This window comes from Aminobacter sp. MDW-2, assembly GCF_014250155.1.
Lineage (GTDB): Bacteria > Pseudomonadota > Alphaproteobacteria > Rhizobiales > Rhizobiaceae > Aminobacter > Aminobacter ciceronei.
The window spans coordinates 111068-128499 of the sequence record NZ_CP060198.1 but is presented as its reverse complement, the minus strand read 5'-3'; the positions used below and the strand labels follow the sequence as shown (position 1 = coordinate 128499).

Here is a 17432-nt window from a genome sequence, read left to right as displayed (position 1 = left end):
GGCTAGTTGGTCGTGCCCTTGCCGCCGCACTTGCCGGTGGCGACGTTAAAGTTTCCGCACGACATCGGCGCGCGCCAGTCGGCTATCAGGTCCTTGGAATCGGGCAGGTAGTCGGACCATTCGTCGCCGACCACGAGGCCCGCGGTCTGCCACACCGTCTCGAACTGGCCGTCGGCCTGGATCTCGCCGATCAGAACCGGCTTGGTGATGTGGTGGTTGGGCATCATTGTCGAGAAGCCGCCCGAGAGGTTCGGCACCGAGACACCGACGATGGCGTCGATGACGGCGTCCGGATCGGTGGTACCGGCCTTCTCGACCGCCTTCAGCCACATGTTGAATCCGATGACATGGGCTTCCATCGGGTCGTTGGTCACCCGCTTGTCGTTCTTGGTGTAGCCCTTCCAGGCCGAGATGAACTCGGCGTTGGCGGGGCTATCGACTGACTGGAAATAGTTCCAGGCGGCGAGATGGCCGACCAGCGGCGCGGTGTCGAGGCCGGCGAGTTCTTCCTCGCCGACCGAGAAAGCGACCACCGGAATGTCCTCGGCCTTGATGCCCTGGTTGCCGAGCTCCTTGTAGAACGGCACGTTGGCGTCGCCATTGATGGTCGAGACGACGGCGGTCTTCTTGCCGGTCGAGCCGAACTTCTTGATGTCGGAGACGATGGTCTGCCAGTCGGAATGCCCGAACGGCGTGTAGTTGACCATGATGTCCTCGGCGGCGACGCCCTTCGACTGCAGATAGGCCTGCAGGATCTTGTTCGTCGTCTGCGGATAGACATAGTCGGTGCCGGCGAGCACCCAGCGCTGCACGCCTTCTTCGTTCATCAGATAGTCGACGGCAGGAATGGCCTGCTGGTTGGGCGCGGCGCCGGTGTAGAACACGTTGCGCTGGCTTTCCTCCCCTTCATACTGGACGGGATAGAACAGCAGGCTGTTGAGCTCCTCGAAGACCGGCAGCACCGACTTGCGTGACGACGAGGTCCAGCAGCCGAAGACGGCGGCGACCTTGTCCTGCTCGATCAACTGGCGTGCCTTTTCGGCAAACAGCGGCCAGTCCGAGGCCGGATCGACGACGACGGCCTCGAGCTTCTTGCCGAGCAACCCGCCCTTCTTGTTCTGTTCTTCGATGAGGAACAGCATCGTGTCTTTCAGCGTCGTTTCTGAAATCGCCATCGTTCCGGACAGCGAATGCAGCACGCCGACCTTGATGGTGTCGTCCGCCGCCGCGGAGGGCGACGCCAGGCTGAGCCCGGCGCCGACTATCCCGGCCATGGCTGCGGCGGTCCAGTTTGCGAAATGTCCCCTCATTACCATTCTCCCATTTGGCTTTGTTGCACTGAACAATGTCATGCAACCGTCATGCCAATCGCTCAGGGCCAGTTTGGAGGCAGGGAAAGTCGCGCATTTTCATAAGGTTGGCCTAATGCACCCGAAGGCATGGCTGCTCATGCCGCCAGCCGGTGTCCCAGGATTTGTGCATTGCACAGCAGATATTGCCAGTTTTTTGCCCAGATCTGATTTTTGCATAAACTATGAGCAATAGTGCCCTCGCGGCTATGCCGGCCGTCGAGATGCTGGGAGCCATGAACCAATCCCCGGCTTTGCTCGTAAGAGAGGGAGAACGGGCATTCCGAGGAGCAGCCATGCGCCGGAACAACGATGCTGGGCGGGTCGTGAGCAACAGGCGGCTGGCGTGGGTCACTGGCGCCGGCTCCGGCATCGGCCGCGCCTTGGCGTTGCGGCTTGCCAGCGAAGGCTGGCAGGTCGTGGCAAGCGCGCGGACGGCGAGCGATCTCGCCGAACTGGCCGCCGAGGCGCCGGGTCGTATCCGTGCATTTCCGCTCGACGTGACCGCCGAGGCGACCGTACTCGAGACGGTTGCCCGCATAGAGGGCGAAATCGGGCCGATCGATCTCGCCGTGCTGAACGCCGGCACCTATGCGCGCGACGCCGCCGCTGAGTTCGACGCCGGCGCCTTTCGCGCCACCGTTGACGTCAATCTGATGGGCTGCGTGCATTGCCTGGCTGCGCTGATGCCGCGCATGCTGGCGCGCCAGGGCGGGCACGTTGCCGTGGTGTCTTCGGTTTCAGGCTTCGTCGGCCTGCCGGGCGCTGCAGCTTATGGCGCGACCAAGGCAGCGCTGATCAACATGTGTGAAGCGCTCCACCCTGAACTCGCGGCTCGGAACGTGCGGCTCAGCCTCGTCTGTCCGGGTTTCGTCGACACGCCCCTGACACGGAAGAACGATTTTCCGATGCCGTTCATGATCTCGGCAGACGCTGCGGTCGACCACATCATGGCTGGCCTGAAATCGCGGCGTTTCATGACCGCTTTTCCATGGAAGATGGTGCTGTCGATGAAGCTCCTGGCGGCGATGCCAGAGCGGCTGCGCTTTGTGATCACGCGGCGCATGGTCCGCGACTGACGGCACGGCGAAGGTCGGTGGACCCGGCTCTATTGCGCGTGTTCCGGAACCCTTGTCGTCACGACGGTGGTGCTGATCTTTTGAACTGCGGCGTTGTGCCGGTGGACGGGGATGCCCTTCCACCAGATGCGCAGCGCCTCCCAGTGAATGCCAAGCGTCACCTTCAGCGTCATCAGCGGGTAGCGGAAGAGGGCGCCGAGCAAGGCGCGGTCGGTGAGCTCTTGACGCCTGCCGGCAAAGGAGGCGGCAAGAAGTGGGCCTTCGGCGTCCGATTCATCGATGCGCACCAGGACCCTGTCACCGGGCGGCTCGATGTGGAAGCGGTAGAAGCAGGACATCGGCATGAAGGGCGAGACGTAGAGTTCCTTTGCGCAGCCTTGACGTATCGGGCCGCTCGCTCCGGCGTCGACCGGAATGACGTAGGTGTGGCGTTCGCCGAAGGTGTTGCAGACCTCGTAGAGGATCGCCCTGAGCGGGCCATCGGGCGCGTGGCAGAAATAAACCGTCAGCGGATTGAAGACGTAGCCGAGGATTCGGGGATAGCAGAGCACCCGGATGCGCATGCCGCTCTCCAGCCTATCGGCCTTGGCCAGTTGCGCCTCTACCCAGCCGCGCAGGCCGCTGGCGCTGCCGTCGCCGTGGTCGGCATCCCAGAAGCTGAGGATTGCGCAGCGGTTGTAGCCGAACAGTCGGGAAGTCACGCTGACACCGGGCATTTCGTCGAGATCGAGCAGCAGCGAGAAGACGCGGTAGTGTAGCCTGTGGCGACGCGGCCTGAGCCGCGTATGCGTGACCGTGCCAGAAAACAGCGCGGAGCGCAGGCTCATTCGGCTGCCTCCAGCCGGGGCATCAGCGCAATTCGCCCGGATTCGTCGCGCACCTTCCATGGTCGCCTGATGTCCGCGAGACTTTCGGCAACAGCGAGGCCGGATTGCAGGCCGTCCTCGTGGAAACCGAAGCCGAAATAGGCACCGCAGAACCAGGTTTGGCGTCGGCCCTGCAGGCGCCAGAGCTGCTGCTGGGCGTCGAGCGCGCGCTGGTCGAACAGCGGATGGGTGTAGTCGTAGCGCCCGATGATCTTTGCAGGATCGATCTGGCGCGTCGGGTTGAGCGTCACGAACAGGGGATGGCGCATGTCGAGGTTCTGCAGCCGGTTCATCCAGTAGGTCACGCATAGCGGCTGGCTGTTGTCGTCGCGGTCCTCGCCGATATAGTTCCAGCTTGACCAGACCCGCTTGCGTCGCGGCATGAGGTTCTCGTCTGAATGCAGCACCGCCAGATTGTTGGTGTAGCGGAAGGCGCCAAGCAAAGCCCGCTCCTGCTGGTCGGCGTCGGAGAGCAGGTCGAGCGCCTGGTTGGCATGAGTGGCGATGACGACATCGGTGAAGGTGTCGGCATGTCCCTTGGTGTCGGTGACGACGACCCGGCCGTTCTTGCGCGCAATATTGCCGACCGCCGTGCTCAGCCTGATGTTGTCGGCGCAGTTGGCGCTCAGCCGGCGAACATATTCCCGGCTGCCGCCAAGCACGGTTCGCCACTTCGGCCGGTCGGCCAGGCTGAGCAGGCCATGGCTGGCGAAGAACCTGACGAAGGCGAGCAGTGGGTAAGCGCGCATGTCGCGTGCCGTTGTTGACCAGATCGCTGCTCCCATCGGCAGCAAATGGTCCTCGACGAAAGCCGGAGCATAATCGTTGCGATCGAGATATTCGCCGAGGCTGACGCCGTGCAGGTCGGCGCGAATGAGCAGCGCCGGCGCCTCGCGGTAGAAGCGCAGGATGTCACGCATCATTCGCCAGAAGCGCGGCCGGATGACATTGCCGCGCTGGCCGATCAGGCCGTTGAGGCCGGAGCCCGAATATTCGAGCTTGCCGCCTTCGAGCGAGGCGGCGAACGACATGTTGGAAGCTGCCGTCGGCACGCCGATTTCACGGAACAGGGCGACGAGGTTGGGATAGTTGCGCTCGTTGTAGACGATGAAGCCGGTGTCGACGGGCAGGGCGCCGTTGTTGGTCGGAACCATGACCGTATTGGAATGGCCGCCAAGGCGAGGCTCGCTTTCGTAGAGCGTGACATCAAGCTTTCGGCCGAGCAGCCAGGCTGCCGAAAGACCTGATATGCCGGATCCGATGACGGCGACGCGGCGCGCGTGATCGGGCAATTCCTTGCTGGTGTCGATGCTCACGTCTCGCCTTTCCGCTGCGCCTTATGCTGCTGGATACGGAGCGCAGGCCCCGGCGGATCGCTGGGACGCGAAATTTTTCCGAAGCGAGTGATCCGGCGGTCGCTCGCCGGCGTACCAACAGCATGAACACGGTCGTTTCCATCGGCGTTCCGGCGTGGCAGAAACGCTTCAAGGCGGGGCATTGGCGCTCCGTGCCATGGCATGGTGATTTGGGAACTGCCGACATGAACCGCCCGACTGGCGTCGACGATGGTTCCGACATGCGAGAACTGCTGTGCGCTGTGGGTGCCCGGCGGGACATCGAAGCTTATGAACAGCTGTTTCGCCACTTCGCACCACGCGTGAAGGCCTACATGGCGAGGACGGGTGGCAACGGCCAGCAGGCCGAGGAACTGATGCAGGAAACCATGATCGCCGTGTGGAACAAGGCGGAGCGTTACGATCCGGCGAAGGGGGCGGCGTCGACCTGGATCTTCACCATTGCGCGTAACCTGCGCATCGACGCTTTCCGGCGTGAAAGGCGACCGGAATTCGACCCGGAAGATCCCGCCTTCGTGCCCGACGATGTCGCTCCCGCCGATGCCGAGCTCGACATGCGCGAGACATCGGAACAGCTTCACCATGCAATTGCAGCCCTGCCTGCGGAACAGGCGTCGCTGCTCAAACTGTCGTTTTTCGAAGACCAGTCGCACAGCGCGATCGCGCAGCGCCTGAACCTGCCCCTCGGGACGGTCAAGTCGCGCATGCGCTTGGCCTTCGACAAGTTGCGGGCCGCGCTCGCCCGCTCCGGAGACGTGTCGTGACCATTCGTCACCATATCAGCGACGACCTGCTCATCAGCTATGCCGCCGGCAGCCTGGCTGAGGGCTGGAGCATTGCGGTGGCTACGCATCTCGCGCTGTGCCCAGCCTGCCGGCGTCGCCTGACAGTGGCCGAGGCCGTCGGCGGCGAGTTGCTCGATACGATGGAAGACGAGGCCTCGGTCGACCAGTCCTGGGCCAGCGTGCGCAGCCGTTTGCAGCAACCCGAGACCGCGGCCGCCCGCCAAAGCTCTGTTGGGCACAGCGGCGGCTTGCCGGAGCCGTTGCGCTCCTATGTCGGTGGCGATTTCGACACGCTTAAATGGCGGCCGCTCGGACGCGGCGCGTACCAGATCCCTATCAAGACGGGCGATCGCGAAACCATGGTCAGGCTGCTGCGCATTCCCGCCGGCAAGCCGGTGCCGGAGCACAGCCATGGCGGCCGCGAGCTGACGCTGGTGCTGGCCGGCAGCTTTCATGATGGCACGGGTCTGTTTGCGCGTGGCGACCTCGAGGACGCCGACGCCAGCCTGACGCACCAACCGGTAGCTACGCCTGAAGCCGACTGTATCTGCCTTGCGGTGACCGACGCGCCGCTGCAGTTCCGCAGCTGGATCATGCGGGCGATCCAGCCTCTGCTTGGGATTTGACCGGTCCGTTGTTCGAAAGCAGCCTATGATCGCCAGCTACGCCACTGCCTACGTCGCCACTGCCATCGTCTTCTTCGGCCTCGATTTCCTGTGGCTGTCGACCATCTCGACGAACTTCTACCGCAGCCGCATCGGCGCCCTGCTTCTCGACCAGCCCCATTTCGGCGTCGCCGGCCTGTTCTACCTCGTCTATGTCGCAGGCATCGTGCACTTCGCGACAATGCCGGCGCTGAACGGCGCGAGCTGGACGACAGCGCTGATCAATGGCGCTCTTCTCGGCCTCGTCGCCTACGGCACCTACGACATGACAAACCTGGCCACGCTGAAGAACTGGTCGGTGACGGTCAGCGTCGTCGACATGGCCTGGGGCGTCGCTCTCACCGGCACTGCCGCAACGATCGGGTATCTGGTCACCGCCTGGGCGATGGCCAGGCCGAGCTGATGAGGGCTGCCTTTCGCGGCATAGCCAACAGGCAAGGCAGGAGCCGAGGTCGTCTTCATCGACCCGGTGGCGCTGGCAGGCTTGATCGCTCTCGATGAGAGAGCGACAGCCGATCGGCGAGGCATAACGGTCAGGGCGATCACCTAGTCTTCGAGGCGACTTGCAACCAGTGCCGGGATTTCTTTCAGGGCGAAGGCACGGAAAGCAGCGGCCACGGGTGAGGGCGAGACGTCTCGCCGTTCGACCAGTCCGACTTGCCTGCTTGCCGCCGCATCGGCCAGTTCGAGCACCGCCACGCCATCATGGGCGCCATGCATGGTCAATGACGGCAGGATGGTCAGGCCGAGCCCGGCCTTCACCAAAGCAACCAGCGAGGTGACGTTGTAGACGGTCATCAGCGACCGTGCGGAGAGCTGCTTGTACGCCTCCGCATCGATCCTGTCGGATGCGCCGTTGCGGATCAGCGTCGCGCCGTGCAGATCGCTCCATTCGACAGGACGTTCGAGCTGGCAGAGTTCGTGATCGTCCTTGCAGAGCAGCTTGAACCGGTCGCTGAACAATGGCGTGAATTCGACGCCGCCGCCAGCACGGCTCTCGCCGGCAATGCCTATGTCGGCGACGCCGCTTTCCACCATGCGCCGCACCTGGGCACTGTCGATGTCAAACAGTTCGACCTCGACCTGTGGTCGGGTTTCCAGGAACCGCTGCAGGATGGGCGGCAACACGTTGGTGGCGACCGAGGGTACCGAGGCAATCGACAGGCTGCCGATGCGGCTATGCGCGAAAGCCCGCATGATGCCGATCGACTTGTCGAAGCTGCGGATCTGCTCGCGGCCGAGATCGAGCATCAGATTGCCAAGCGCCGTCAGGCTGTTCTTGCGATCGGTCTGGAACAGCGGTCCGCCGATCTCGTCTTCCAACTGCTTGAGGGTCATCGAAACGGCTGAGGCCGTGCGGCCAACCGTATCGGCTGCGTCCTTGATGTTGCCGCTCTCGGCAACCGTGACGAAGACCCGCAATGCTTCCAGTTTGATCATCACACCAACTTCAATTCTTCTGAAATTGATAACAGAAATATATGCTTGATTGAAGTGGGGCGGTGGCGGATTTTCAGGCGAGCAATGGAGATCGACATGGCAGAACGCTACGCCAATCTGATCGGCGGCCGGTGGCGGCAGGGCGATCGCTTCCACGAAAATCGCAGCCCGTCCGATGTCACCGACCTGATCGGTCTATATGCCCAGGCCGATACGGGCGATGTCGACGAGGCGGTCGCAGCTGGCCGGGCGGCGATGCCGGCCTGGCGGGCGACCGGGCTCGAACAGCGTCAGGCCATCCTCAACAGGATCGGCAATGAACTGATGGAGCGGTCAGCCGAACTGGGTGGGCTGTTGTCGCGCGAGGAGGGCAAGCCGCTGGCGGAAGGTCGCGGCGAGGTGTTCCGCGCCGGCCAGTTCTTCACCTATTACGCGGCCGAGGTGCTGCGGCAGCTTGGCGAAAACGCGGAATCGGTGCGTCCCGGCATCGAGATCGACATGCGCCGCGAACCGATGGGGCTGGTGGCCGTCGTCTCGCCCTGGAACTTTCCGACCGCCACCGCCAGCTGGAAGATCGCGCCGGCGCTTGCCTATGGCAATGCCGTCATCTGGAAGCCCGCCAACGAGACACCGGCCTCGGCCTGGGCTCTTGCAGAGATCATCCATCGCGCCGGCCTGCCGGATGGGGCGTTCCAGTTGCTGATGGGCCCAGGCGCGGTTGTCGGCAACGGGCTTGCCGGCCACCCAGGCGTAGATGCCATCACCTTCACCGGCTCCTACGAGGTTGGCTGCCAGGTGGCCGTGGCTGCAGCCGCGAGACTGACGAAGTTCCAGCTCGAGCTCGGCTCCAAGAACGCGCTGCTGGTGATGGATGATGCCGACATCGACCTGGCTGTGGCGGCCGCCGTTGGCGGCGGTTACTCGGGCACAGGCCAGAAATGCACCGCGTCCTCGCGCCTCGTCATACATGAGAGCATCCACGATGCCTTCGTCGAGAAATTGGCCGCTGCCGTCGGTGGCTTGAAGGTCGGTCACGCCCTGGCGGATGGCACGCAGGTCGGTCCCGTCGTCAGCGCGCGCCAGCTTGCGGCGAACCTTGCCTGGATGGATCGTGCCCGGACCGCTGGCGCCGAAGTGGCGGTTGGTGGCGAGCGGCTGCAACTTGCCCATGACGGCTTCTACATGGCGCCGGCGCTTTTGACCGGGACGACCAATGCGATGGACTTCAATCGCGAGGAAATGTTTGCGCCCATCGCTGCCGTGCAGAAGGTCGGCTGCTATGACGAAGGGCTCGCCGCCGTCAACGACACGCGTTTCGGGTTGGTCGCCGGCATCTTCACCCGCTCGCTCGCTCGTGCCAGCCATTTCCGGCGACATGCGGAGACGGGCTGTGTCACCGTCAACCTGCCGACGGCGGGAACCGACTATCATGTGCCGTTTGGCGGCCGGAAGGGCTCGAGCTTCGGCTCGCGCGAGCAGGGCCGCTCGGCGGCCGAGTTCTACACCCAGGTCAAGACAGCGTATATTCGAGCAGGGGAGCCGGAGTAAGGTCATGGACGCGAAGATCGCCAGCCCTGTCGTCGACTGCCTGCAATATGCCAACTGGAGTGCGGACGTCTTCGCCCAGATGCGCGCGGGCGGCGTGCATGGGGTACATGCCACCATCGCCTATCATGAGAATTTCCGCGAGACGGTGGCGAACATCATTGCCTGGAACCGCCATTTCGAACGCCATTCTGATCTCATCTTTCCAGGTCGCGCCGGCAGCGACATCGAAAGGGCGATGCGGGAGGGGCGCACGGCCATCTTCTTCGGCCTGCAGAACCCGTCGCCGATCGAAGACGACATCGGCCTGATCGAGGTCTGCCATGCGCTTGGCGTGCGCTTCATGCAGCTGAGTTACAACAACCAGTCACTGCTTGCCACCGGCTGCTACGAGGGCGAAGACCCCGGCATCACCCGCTTCGGGCGCCAGGCGATCGCCGAGATGAATCGTGTCGGCATGGTCGTCGACATGAGCCATTCCGCCGAGCGCTCGACGCTTGAGGCAATCGAGCTCTCGGCGAGGCCGATCGCCATCACCCATGCCAATCCGCACTGGTGGCATCCGGCCTTACGCAACAAGTCCGATACGGTGCTTAAGGCGCTGACGCGATCGGGTGGCATGCTCGGCCTGTCGCTCTACCCCCACCACATGAAGGGCGGCTCGAACTGCACGCTGCAGAGCTTCTGCGCCATGGTCGCGGAGACCGCTTCGCGTTACGGCGTCGCGCATCTCGGCATCGGCAGCGATCTCTGCCAGGACCAACCGGACTCGGTGGTCGCCTGGATGCGCAATGGCCGTTGGTCGAAGGTCACGGACTATGGTGAAGGCTCGGCTTCGGCGGCCGGCTTTCCGCGGCAGCCGAGCTGGTTCACCAGCAATGCCGACCTTGGCAATCTCCGTGACGGGCTGTGCAAGGTAGGCTTCTCCAATGAGGAAGTCAGCGACATCATGGGTGGCAACTGGCTTCGGTTCTACACCCAATCGTTTGGACCGATGTGATGGCCAACAGGGCAACAGCCATTGCGACCGCGCCGCAGCTAGCCATGCGCTCGCCCGACGTCGTCATGCGCCTGCGGCGGATGGGCGCTTCCTTTCCGACACGGCTCAGCTTCCTGCGCACGCTGATCCGGCGTCTTGCTTCAAGCGGTGCGACGGTGCGCCGCCCGGTCTGGAGCATGGACGACAACGGGTTCGGCGATGCGGTCTACACGCTCAGGCTGGGTGGGCACGACTACAGCCTTGTTGCCTTTTCCTGTCCGCTTCCCGACGAGCAGCGCTCCGACCGCGTCATCGCCGAGGCCTGGGACACCAGCTTCGTGCTTTATGACGGCATTCCCGACAAGGCCGAGATCGAACGGCTGCGGGAAAATGCGCCGCGCCAGGAGGCGGGGCGTTTTGGACCGCGCGACCTGGTGCTGAGCCGCGCCAACAAGTCCGTGCGTTTCTTCGAGCATGTCGTCGACAGCCTGGCGCGTGGGCGACAGCCGGAACGCGACCGGCTTGGTGAAGTCGGCTATCTCCTGCGCACCACCGCCGTCTACGGCAACGGCAAGTTCGGCATCGCCGACCGTTGCGTGCTGGCGGAACGCGAGGGGCTCACCGGTCCCTTCCAGGCCGAGATGCTGACGGTCTGGCTGATCCGCGAATTCTCCCACGATCTCGTCGAGCACGTTGCCAGGCGCCGCTCGCCGGAAACCTTCGTGCCGCTTGCGCCGGAGCTGCGCCGCCACATCGGAGTCGGCAACTCCACCGGTCTCGGCATGGCGCCGTTCCTGGCCAATCATCCGCAGCTGCTGAACAACTGGGTATTTGCGCGCGAGACCGCGCTGGCGCGGGTGCGGGCGAAACGATACCTGGATGCTGCCGCGCTGGATCGGCTCGGCGATCTCTGGCGGCAGGCGGGCAGGCATCTCGATCAATGGTCGGTCGAAGACGATTCCTTGATGGCGCGCATCCTGGGCCTGCGTGGAGAGTGGGCCGAGGCTCAGGCATGGATCGACCCCGCTCGCCTGCGGGCCGTATCGTCGCCGGTGGCGTCACTGCTCGAGCGCTCGCAATTCATGTCGGTGGACTTCCAGGAGTTGCTTGCAGCGCTTGTCATCGAAATGGCGGGGGCAGAAAACGACGATCTCACAGACGGCATGGCAGCGGTGCGGGAAACGACGCTGCAGCCAGGCATGAGGCTTGCGGCGCTTCGCAGGCTGCTGCGTGATCACTATGGCTGGGCACTGACGATCGCGTTCGACAGGCCGGCGGAAACCGCCCAGTTCTGGTATGTTTCGGAGGAGAAGCTGGAGCCCCGGCTTGGCCGCCGTGCCGCCGAAGCTGGCGCCGATCTCGAGCTTCCGCTCGACATCGCCCGGCAGGTGCAGCGCCTTGCCGCCGACCTTGAGGACGAGGCGGAAACACAAACCGTCGCCGCGTTCCTTGCCCGCTTCCCTCAGCATCGCCATGCGGTACGCCGCATACAGATGGCGGCGATCGCACCCTATTCGGAAATCCGCGACAACCTGCTCTCGGACCGCTGCCTGCCGATCAACATGCTGCGCTGCAAGCTTGCCTTTTTCGGCGCATCGAAATTCGACCCGCGTTCGGATCGCTGGACACGCATCACACTTTTTCAGGGGGCGCCGACGCGGGACGAAATCGCTGCCGGCGAAACCGACGATTGCTGGCTTCCGGTGCTCAGATGACGACGATCCTGCTGTCCTACAACGAAGTGCAGACGCTCGCCCGCAAGGCAGCCTGCGGCGCCGGATTGCCTCATGGCGTGGCGGAGGATGTCGGCCAGGCAGCCGTCTGGCTCTCGGCGCGCGGCATCGACGCTGTCGGGGTCGTGATCGACGCGCTTGGCAGCCAAGCGGAGGTTCTCGGCGACCAGTCGGCCATCGATGCACTCTGCTGTGGTGAAACTGCCGAGATTGCGTTCGAGGGACGAAGCTGCAGCTTGATGCTGATCGGCCTCGCCGGAGCGGTGGCTGCCAATACGGCGATGAACCTCACCCTGCGTTATGATGGCGGTGTGGAGCCGCTGGCGCTGGCGGCGAATCCTGCGGAACTGGCCGCGTCGGCGTTGAGCCTGCGGCTGCATTCCCCACCCGACGGCGGGATGCCTATGCCGCGTCGATCGCCGCGACCGGCTGCGACGGACGCTGCGGCCTACGCGGCAGCGCTCGGCCTTGCGGCGAGGACCTATGTGCCGGCCTCGGAACTGTCGCGGGCCCAGGGCGCCGGCGCGGGCACCACCGACAACGATTGAGGGATTTCATGACGGAGCGGACAATGACGCTCGCCGCGGTCGAGCAGCTGTGCCTGCGTGCGCTGACCGCAGCGGGAGCCAGCGAGGACAATGCGGCGGCCGTTGCCCGATCGACGATGCTGGCGGAGCGCGACGGCATCCGCAGCCACGGCCTGCTCTATGTGCCGATCTATGCCGATCATGTCCGCTGCGGCAAGGTCGACGGAAAGGCACGGCCCGCCGTGTCGCAGCCGCGCCCAGGCGCTGTGGTCGTTGATGCGGCGACCGGTTTCGCCCATCCCGCCATCGACGCCGGGTGGGATCGTTTCATTGCCGCCGCACGGCGCAACGGCGTCGCTGCAATGACGGTGTTCAATTCCTACAATTGCGGCGTAGTTGGCCACCATGCCGAGCGTATCGCCGAGGCGGGACTGCTCGGGTTGTGCACCACCCATGCGCCGGCGTCGATAGCGCCGCCGGGCGGGCGCCTGCCGGTGATCGGCACCAATCCGTTTGCGCTTGGCGCTCCGGATGGCGCAGGCGGTGCCGCGCTGGTGCTCGACCAGTCGGCGAGTGTGGTGGCGAAATCGGAGATTCTTCTGCGCTCGCGGGAGGGCCGGCCGATCGAACCCGGGTGGGCCATCGACGAACATGGCGCTGACACGCTGGATCCGGCTGCCGCTCTGAAGGGCTCGATGCTGCCGGCCGGCGGCCACAAGGGTTTTGGTGTCGGACTTCTCGTCGAAATCCTGGCGTCCTGTCTTGCCGGTGCCGTTCTCAGCAAGGATGCCAGTCCGTTTTCCGGAACGGCGGGCGGGCCGCCGAGAACCGGACAGTGTTTCATCGCTTTTGACCCCAGGGCGTTTTCGACGGGCTTTTCACATCAGGTCGCAAGTCTCGTGGCAGCTATCGCCAATCAGGGCGATGTCCGCCTCCCGGGTAGCGGCCGCCAGGCTGCGCGGCGCCGCAATGAACGGGAGGGCGTGCGGGTCGATGCCGGCCTCGTGGATCGGATCGAAACACTCTGCCGCTAAAGTTTTTCTGAAATCCGGATCAGTTATTTCGGTTTGATAAAAGTGACTGCTTTCGACATCGTATCCCTCGAGGCCATCACAACGACAACAAAGGGAACTGCGATGAAGCTCAAGACATCCATTCTTGCGGGAGTTTGCCTTGCCTGCATGGTGCTCGGCAGCAATGCCGCCGAGGCCACGGAATGCGGGACGAAGGACCCGATCACGATCGCCGAAATGACCTGGCTGTCTGCCGGTACGCTCGCCTATGTCACCAAGGAGATCCTGGCCGAAGGCTATGGCTGCAACGTCCAGATCGTGCCCGGCGATACCGTGCCGACCGCATCTTCCATGCTGGCCAAGGGAGAGCCTGACATCGCACCCGAGCTCTGGGTCTCCACCGTCAAGTCGACATGGGACCAGATGTTGGCCAAGGGAACCGTCTACAAGGCGGGAGACATCTTCGCCAGCGGCGGCCAGGAAGGTTGGTGGATTCCTGACTACATCGCCGAGGCTCATCCGGAAATCCGCTCCGTCAGCGATCTCAAGAACAACTGGCAGGTGTTCGAGGACGCGTCGAGCCCGGGCAAAGGCCGCTTCTATGCCTGTCCGCCCGGCTGGGGTTGCGAGATCATCACCAACAATCTGGTCAAGGCGCTCGACCTGGAAGCGACCTACGAGGTCTATCCGACCGGCTCGGGTGCGAACCTCAAGGCGATGATCGCCAGGCAGGTCTCGCGCAAGAAGCCGTTCATCGGCTGGTACTGGGGCCCGACCGAAGTGATCGGCAAGTACAAGCTCAAGGTTCTCGAGATGCCGGCCTACGACCAGGCAAAATTCACCTGCCTCACCGATGCCAAATGCGAAAAGCCGGAACTGACGGGCTGGGCGGTCGGTGAAGTTGCGGTCGCGGCCACCACCAGCCTCAAGGACAAGGCGCCTGCCGTGGCCGAGTTCCTGTCGAAGATGCAGGTGCCCAACGTCGAGATCAGCGACGTGCTGGCCTGGGGCGACGACAACAAGGCTTCGCCCGAGGAAGTCGCCGCCTATTTCTTCAAGAACTACGAAACGATCTGGACGAAATGGGTCCCGGCCGATGTCGCCGAGAAGGTGAAGGCTGCGCTCTGATCGCAGCCTGGCGGCCGCGTATCTTCCCCCGGGCGCGGCCGCCCCTTCGCATATGATGCCCATGGCGCTTGTCCGCGGAACGTCGGCAACTGGCCGCCTCCGCGAGAGCCGCGGGTTGCCAACCTTGAAAGGGTCATGCCGTGGCAGACAATTTTCCCGAGCTTCTGGACACGCGCGGGCTCCGCTTCGCGATCGATGACGGTTTCAGCTGGGTCGTTGCCAATTACGGCGACACGCTCGAGCGGTTGCTTGCACCGCTGCTCAAGCTGCTCGGTGCCATGGAGGCCTTCCTGCAATGGTTGCCCTGGTATGTCACGATCGCCGGCATCGCCCTTTTGACCTACTCGGCCTCGCGTAACCTGCGAATGACGGGCAGCGCGATCGTCATGCTGTTCTTCATCGGCGCTGTTGGCCTGTGGAACGACGCCATGGCGACTGTAGCGCTGATGCTCGCCGCGACCGTTGTCGCCGTTGTGGTTGGCATTCCGCTCGGCATCGTCATGGCGCGGTCCGACAGGCTGCGCTCGATTGCCTTGCCGTTGCTCAACATCATGCAAACGCTGCCGATCTTCGTTTATCTGATCCCCTTCGTCATGCTGTTCGGGCCGGGCAAGATCCCGGCCATCCTCGCCACCGTCTTCTTCGCCATTCCACCTGTCATCAGGTTGACCGATCTCGGCATCCGCCAGGTCGACGGCGAGGTGGTCGAGGCGATTGTCGCCTTTGGTGCGACACCAAGCCAGAAGCTGGTGAAGGTCCAGATCCCGCTCGCCCTGCCGACCATCATGGCCGGCATCAACCAGACGACGATGATGGCGCTGTCGATGGTGGTCATCGCATCGATGATCGGCGCCGGCGGGCTCGGCTACCAGGTGTTGCAGGGGATCCAGCGGCTGGAGGTAAGCCGTGGCCTTGTCGCCGGCATCGCCATCGTCTTCCTCGCCGTGATTTTCGACCGCATCGCACAGTCCTACGGCAGGCGTGCCCAGAAACACCTCGAGCACGGGGAGTAGGATCGTGACCGTTTCGGACGTGAAAATTCAGGTCGATGAGGTCTACAAGATCTTCGGCAGCCGGCCGGACGATGCAATGGCTGCACTCCACGCTGGCGCCGGGAAGGCCGAGGTCCTGAAGAAGACCGGCTGCATCGTTGGCCTCAGGGGGATCGATTTCTCGATCCGCCGCGGCGAGACCTTTGTCATCATGGGGCTTTCGGGCTCCGGGAAGTCGACGCTGATCCGTCATTTCAACCGGCTGATCGAGCCGACGGCCGGCCGCATCCTGGTCGACGGCCGCAACATCATGGACATGAACGCCAGGGAATTGTTGGCGTTTCGCCGCAGCGGCATTTCCATGGTGTTCCAGCGCTTCGGTCTGCTGCCGCATCAGACGGTGCTGGAGAACACGATCTGCGGGCCGATCCTGCAGGGCGTGGATCGGCGCGAGGCGCTGACACGCGGCATGGAGCAGCTCGAACTCGTCGGCCTCAAGGGGTTCGAGCACCGCTTTCCCCGCCAGCTCTCGGGCGGCATGCAGCAACGGGTTGGCCTCGCCCGGGCGCTTGCGACGCAGGCAGACGTGCTCTTGATGGACGAGGCCTTCAGCGCGCTCGACCCGCTGATCAAAAGCGACATGCAGGAACAGCTGAAGCAGATCCAGGCACGGCTGAAGAAGACCATCATCTTTATCACCCATGATCTCGACGAAGCCCTGCATCTCGGTGATCGCATCGCCATTCTGAAGGATGGCGAGCTGCGCCAGGTCGGCACCGGCGAAGAGATCCTGTTCCGCCCGGCGGACGACTATGTCGAGCGTTTCGTCCGCAAGGTCGACCTGTCGCGCGCGCTCCATGCCAACGACGCCTTTGCCAAGGTTCCCGTTTTGGCGCAGGCGGAAGCCACCGGCGGCCGGGCGGCCGCGCTGTTGCGCCAACATCCGGCGGTGATCGTCACGCATGGTACGGAGATGCGCGTTGTTACCTCAGGCGAGCCGGATAGTGCGAAGAGGGCTGCATGCATCGACGCTGCGGCGACACTTCGCCAGAGCTTTCTGCTCCTGGCGGATGAAGATGCCGTCGTGGTCATGGACGGTGGAGCGCCCGCCGGAGTCCTCACTCGCGAATTGGCATTTAAGGCGCTGTGTCGGTCGAGCGGCGCCGCCTACTTGGACCATCGCCAGAGACCGCAGGTGCTCGATGATGTTGTAAAGCGATCATCGAATGCGGCCGATGATCGCCTGGGCCAGGGTCTCTGCCGCGCGTGAGGCGCGAGCGGGGGTAGGCGATGTAAAACGGATCCTCGAAGGTCATGCGCTCGGGCAGCAGGAGCTGCAGATCGCATTTGCCACCGACTCCTCGGCATAATGGTCGGGGAGAAAGCCGATGTAGGCGCCGGAAAGCAACAGCAGCAGCGTGCCTTCCATGTGCGGGGTCGCCGCAGCCCAGGCGAAATCGACGCCGCAATTTGGAGTTTCGGTCACGTAGGTGCGCCCCGGCCCCAACATGTGCGCGACAATGGCGATATCGACGCCTGGGTGCGCGAGACGATGGAAAGCACCTACCACCCTTGCGGCTCGTGCCGCATGGGCGAGGATGCGATGGCCGTCGTCGACGGCCAGCTGAAGGTGAGGGGCATCGAGGGCCTCAGGTGATCGACAGTTCGGTCTTCCCGACCGAGCCGAACGCCGACGACATCGTGCGCGGCAACCTCCTGCTCGCCGCATCGAACGCCGCCATCGGGATCGCGCCCGGCGTCGGCCGGACCCAGCGCGCCAGCGAGCCAGCAGCCGGTTTCGTCGCCTTCAGCCTGAGCGCCGTAGCATGGGCGTGCAGCGTGCCTGGCACGCATCTGACGACTACTGCGCCAACGCCGTCAACGATTTCGACAACTCTTCCATCCGCGCGTCGTTGTTACCCGATGCGGACGGCGTAATCGGACACTGAGATCGCCGATCTCGAACGCGACATCAT

17 protein-coding genes and 1 pseudogene are annotated in these 17432 nt (G+C 64.0%); 13 read left to right on the top strand and 5 right to left on the bottom strand.

Annotated features, from left to right (window positions below):
• Positions 1 to 2 precede the first annotated feature (2 nt).
• Entirely contained in the window at positions 3 to 1274 is a 1272-nt protein-coding gene (urtA, locus tag H5P29_RS29320; protein ID WP_246340830.1) for an urea ABC transporter substrate-binding protein, read from the bottom strand.
• Positions 1275 to 1645: 371 nt separating this feature from the next.
• On the opposite strand from urtA, the gene H5P29_RS29315 reads away from it, so the two are divergent.
• On the top strand, positions 1646 to 2428 hold the full coding sequence (locus H5P29_RS29315) for an SDR family oxidoreductase (RefSeq protein WP_154384444.1): 783 nt from the start codon (positions 1646 to 1648) through the stop codon (positions 2426 to 2428).
• Between the two features lie 29 nt (positions 2429 to 2457).
• On the opposite strand, the gene H5P29_RS29310 is transcribed toward H5P29_RS29315, so the two are convergent.
• The gene (locus H5P29_RS29310; RefSeq protein ID WP_067967248.1) at positions 2458 to 3255 is read right to left on the bottom strand and encodes a DUF1365 domain-containing protein; all 798 of its coding nucleotides are present in this window, start codon (positions 3253 to 3255) and stop codon (positions 2458 to 2460) included.
• On the bottom strand, positions 3252 to 4610 hold the full coding sequence (locus H5P29_RS29305) for an NAD(P)/FAD-dependent oxidoreductase (protein ID WP_246787053.1): 1359 nt from the start codon (positions 4608 to 4610) through the stop codon (positions 3252 to 3254). The genes H5P29_RS29310 and H5P29_RS29305 overlap by 4 nt, the downstream gene beginning before the upstream one ends.
• Before the next feature lie 23 nt (positions 4611 to 4633).
• On the opposite strand from H5P29_RS29305, the gene H5P29_RS29300 reads away from it, so the two are divergent.
• The 3 genes from H5P29_RS29300 to H5P29_RS29290 are packed head-to-tail and all read left to right on the top strand — an operon-like array spanning position 4634 to position 6502.
• Positions 4634 to 5413, top strand: coding sequence for a sigma-70 family RNA polymerase sigma factor (locus H5P29_RS29300; RefSeq protein ID WP_371818665.1), 780 nt, complete (start codon positions 4634 to 4636; stop codon positions 5411 to 5413).
• On the top strand, positions 5410 to 6060 hold the full coding sequence (locus H5P29_RS29295; RefSeq protein WP_182574697.1) for a ChrR family anti-sigma-E factor: 651 nt from the start codon (positions 5410 to 5412) through the stop codon (positions 6058 to 6060). Before H5P29_RS29300 ends, H5P29_RS29295 begins: the two co-directional genes overlap by 4 nt.
• A 25-nt stretch (positions 6061 to 6085) precedes the next feature.
• Positions 6086 to 6502 (top strand): DUF2177 family protein, encoded by a 417-nt coding sequence (locus tag H5P29_RS29290; RefSeq protein ID WP_067967258.1) that lies wholly within the window; start codon positions 6086 to 6088, stop codon positions 6500 to 6502.
• Positions 6503 to 6645: 143 nt separating this feature from the next.
• Here H5P29_RS29290 and H5P29_RS29285 read toward each other — a convergent pair whose 3' ends face one another.
• Positions 6646 to 7539 (bottom strand): LysR family transcriptional regulator, encoded by an 894-nt coding sequence (locus H5P29_RS29285; RefSeq protein WP_154384445.1) that lies wholly within the window; start codon positions 7537 to 7539, stop codon positions 6646 to 6648.
• Between the two features lie 96 nt (positions 7540 to 7635).
• On the opposite strand from H5P29_RS29285, the gene H5P29_RS29280 reads away from it, so the two are divergent.
• From H5P29_RS29280 to H5P29_RS29245, 8 genes are all read left to right on the top strand, one after another.
• Positions 7636 to 9087 (top strand): aldehyde dehydrogenase family protein, encoded by a 1452-nt coding sequence (locus tag H5P29_RS29280; RefSeq protein WP_154384446.1) that lies wholly within the window; start codon positions 7636 to 7638, stop codon positions 9085 to 9087.
• Positions 9088 to 9091: 4 nt separating this feature from the next.
• Positions 9092 to 10084: a membrane dipeptidase gene (locus tag H5P29_RS29275; protein ID WP_067967262.1), complete on the top strand. Its 993-nt coding sequence runs from the start codon at positions 9092 to 9094 to the stop codon at positions 10082 to 10084.
• A complete protein-coding gene (locus H5P29_RS29270) occupies positions 10084 to 11778 on the top strand; it encodes a hypothetical protein (protein WP_154384447.1) in 1695 nt (564 codons plus the stop codon). The genes H5P29_RS29275 and H5P29_RS29270 overlap by 1 nt, the downstream gene beginning before the upstream one ends.
• A complete protein-coding gene (locus H5P29_RS29265) occupies positions 11775 to 12344 on the top strand; it encodes a DUF3726 domain-containing protein (protein ID WP_154384448.1) in 570 nt (189 codons plus the stop codon). The genes H5P29_RS29270 and H5P29_RS29265 overlap by 4 nt, the downstream gene beginning before the upstream one ends.
• A gap of 8 nt (positions 12345 to 12352) precedes the next feature.
• Positions 12353 to 13357, top strand: coding sequence for an Ldh family oxidoreductase (locus H5P29_RS29260; protein WP_067967277.1), 1005 nt, complete (start codon positions 12353 to 12355; stop codon positions 13355 to 13357).
• Positions 13358 to 13459: 102 nt separating this feature from the next.
• Positions 13460 to 14464: a glycine betaine ABC transporter substrate-binding protein gene (locus H5P29_RS29255; protein ID WP_154384449.1), complete on the top strand. Its 1005-nt coding sequence runs from the start codon at positions 13460 to 13462 to the stop codon at positions 14462 to 14464.
• A 140-nt stretch (positions 14465 to 14604) separates the two neighbouring features.
• Positions 14605 to 15477 carry a proline/glycine betaine ABC transporter permease gene (locus H5P29_RS29250; RefSeq protein WP_067967281.1) on the top strand — a complete coding sequence of 291 codons (873 nt, stop codon included), beginning with the start codon at positions 14605 to 14607 and terminating at the stop codon, positions 15475 to 15477.
• A 4-nt stretch (positions 15478 to 15481) separates the two neighbouring features.
• Positions 15482 to 16726: a glycine betaine/L-proline ABC transporter ATP-binding protein gene (locus tag H5P29_RS29245; RefSeq protein ID WP_067967283.1), complete on the top strand. Its 1245-nt coding sequence runs from the start codon at positions 15482 to 15484 to the stop codon at positions 16724 to 16726.
• 42 nt (positions 16727 to 16768) lie between these two features.
• Here H5P29_RS29245 and H5P29_RS32745 read toward each other — a convergent pair whose 3' ends face one another.
• Positions 16769 to 16942 (bottom strand): hypothetical protein, encoded by a 174-nt coding sequence (locus H5P29_RS32745; protein ID WP_246787058.1) that lies wholly within the window; start codon positions 16940 to 16942, stop codon positions 16769 to 16771.
• 6 nt (positions 16943 to 16948) lie between these two features.
• Here H5P29_RS32745 and H5P29_RS32740 point away from each other — a divergent pair.
• Positions 16949 to 17244, top strand: a pseudogene (locus tag H5P29_RS32740) (GMC oxidoreductase); the annotation flags it as partial.
• Positions 17245 to 17432: the final 188 nt, after the last annotated feature.

What these genes read in the sequence shown, in the direction of transcription:
- H5P29_RS29285 (WP_154384445.1), bottom strand. Translation starts at nt 7,539, where the DNA reads ATGATCAAACTGGAAGCATTGCGGGTCTTCGTCACGGTTGCCGAGAGC.
- H5P29_RS29290 (WP_067967258.1), top strand. Translation starts at nt 6,086, where the DNA reads ATGATCGCCAGCTACGCCACTGCCTACGTCGCCACTGCCATCGTCTTC.
- H5P29_RS29260 (WP_067967277.1), top strand. Translation starts at nt 12,353, where the DNA reads ATGACGGAGCGGACAATGACGCTCGCCGCGGTCGAGCAGCTGTGCCTG.
- H5P29_RS29310 (WP_067967248.1), bottom strand. Translation starts at nt 3,255, where the DNA reads ATGAGCCTGCGCTCCGCGCTGTTTTCTGGCACGGTCACGCATACGCGG.
- H5P29_RS29315 (WP_154384444.1), top strand. Translation starts at nt 1,646, where the DNA reads ATGCGCCGGAACAACGATGCTGGGCGGGTCGTGAGCAACAGGCGGCTG.
- H5P29_RS29255 (WP_154384449.1), top strand. Translation starts at nt 13,460, where the DNA reads ATGAAGCTCAAGACATCCATTCTTGCGGGAGTTTGCCTTGCCTGCATG.
- H5P29_RS29275 (WP_067967262.1), top strand. Translation starts at nt 9,092, where the DNA reads ATGGACGCGAAGATCGCCAGCCCTGTCGTCGACTGCCTGCAATATGCC.
- H5P29_RS29270 (WP_154384447.1), top strand. Translation starts at nt 10,084, where the DNA reads ATGGCCAACAGGGCAACAGCCATTGCGACCGCGCCGCAGCTAGCCATG.
- H5P29_RS29300 (WP_371818665.1), top strand. Translation starts at nt 4,634, where the DNA reads ATGCTGCTGGATACGGAGCGCAGGCCCCGGCGGATCGCTGGGACGCGA.
- urtA (WP_246340830.1), bottom strand. Translation starts at nt 1,274, where the DNA reads ATGGCCGGGATAGTCGGCGCCGGGCTCAGCCTGGCGTCGCCCTCCGCG.
- H5P29_RS29265 (WP_154384448.1), top strand. Translation starts at nt 11,775, where the DNA reads ATGACGACGATCCTGCTGTCCTACAACGAAGTGCAGACGCTCGCCCGC.
- H5P29_RS29280 (WP_154384446.1), top strand. Translation starts at nt 7,636, where the DNA reads ATGGCAGAACGCTACGCCAATCTGATCGGCGGCCGGTGGCGGCAGGGC.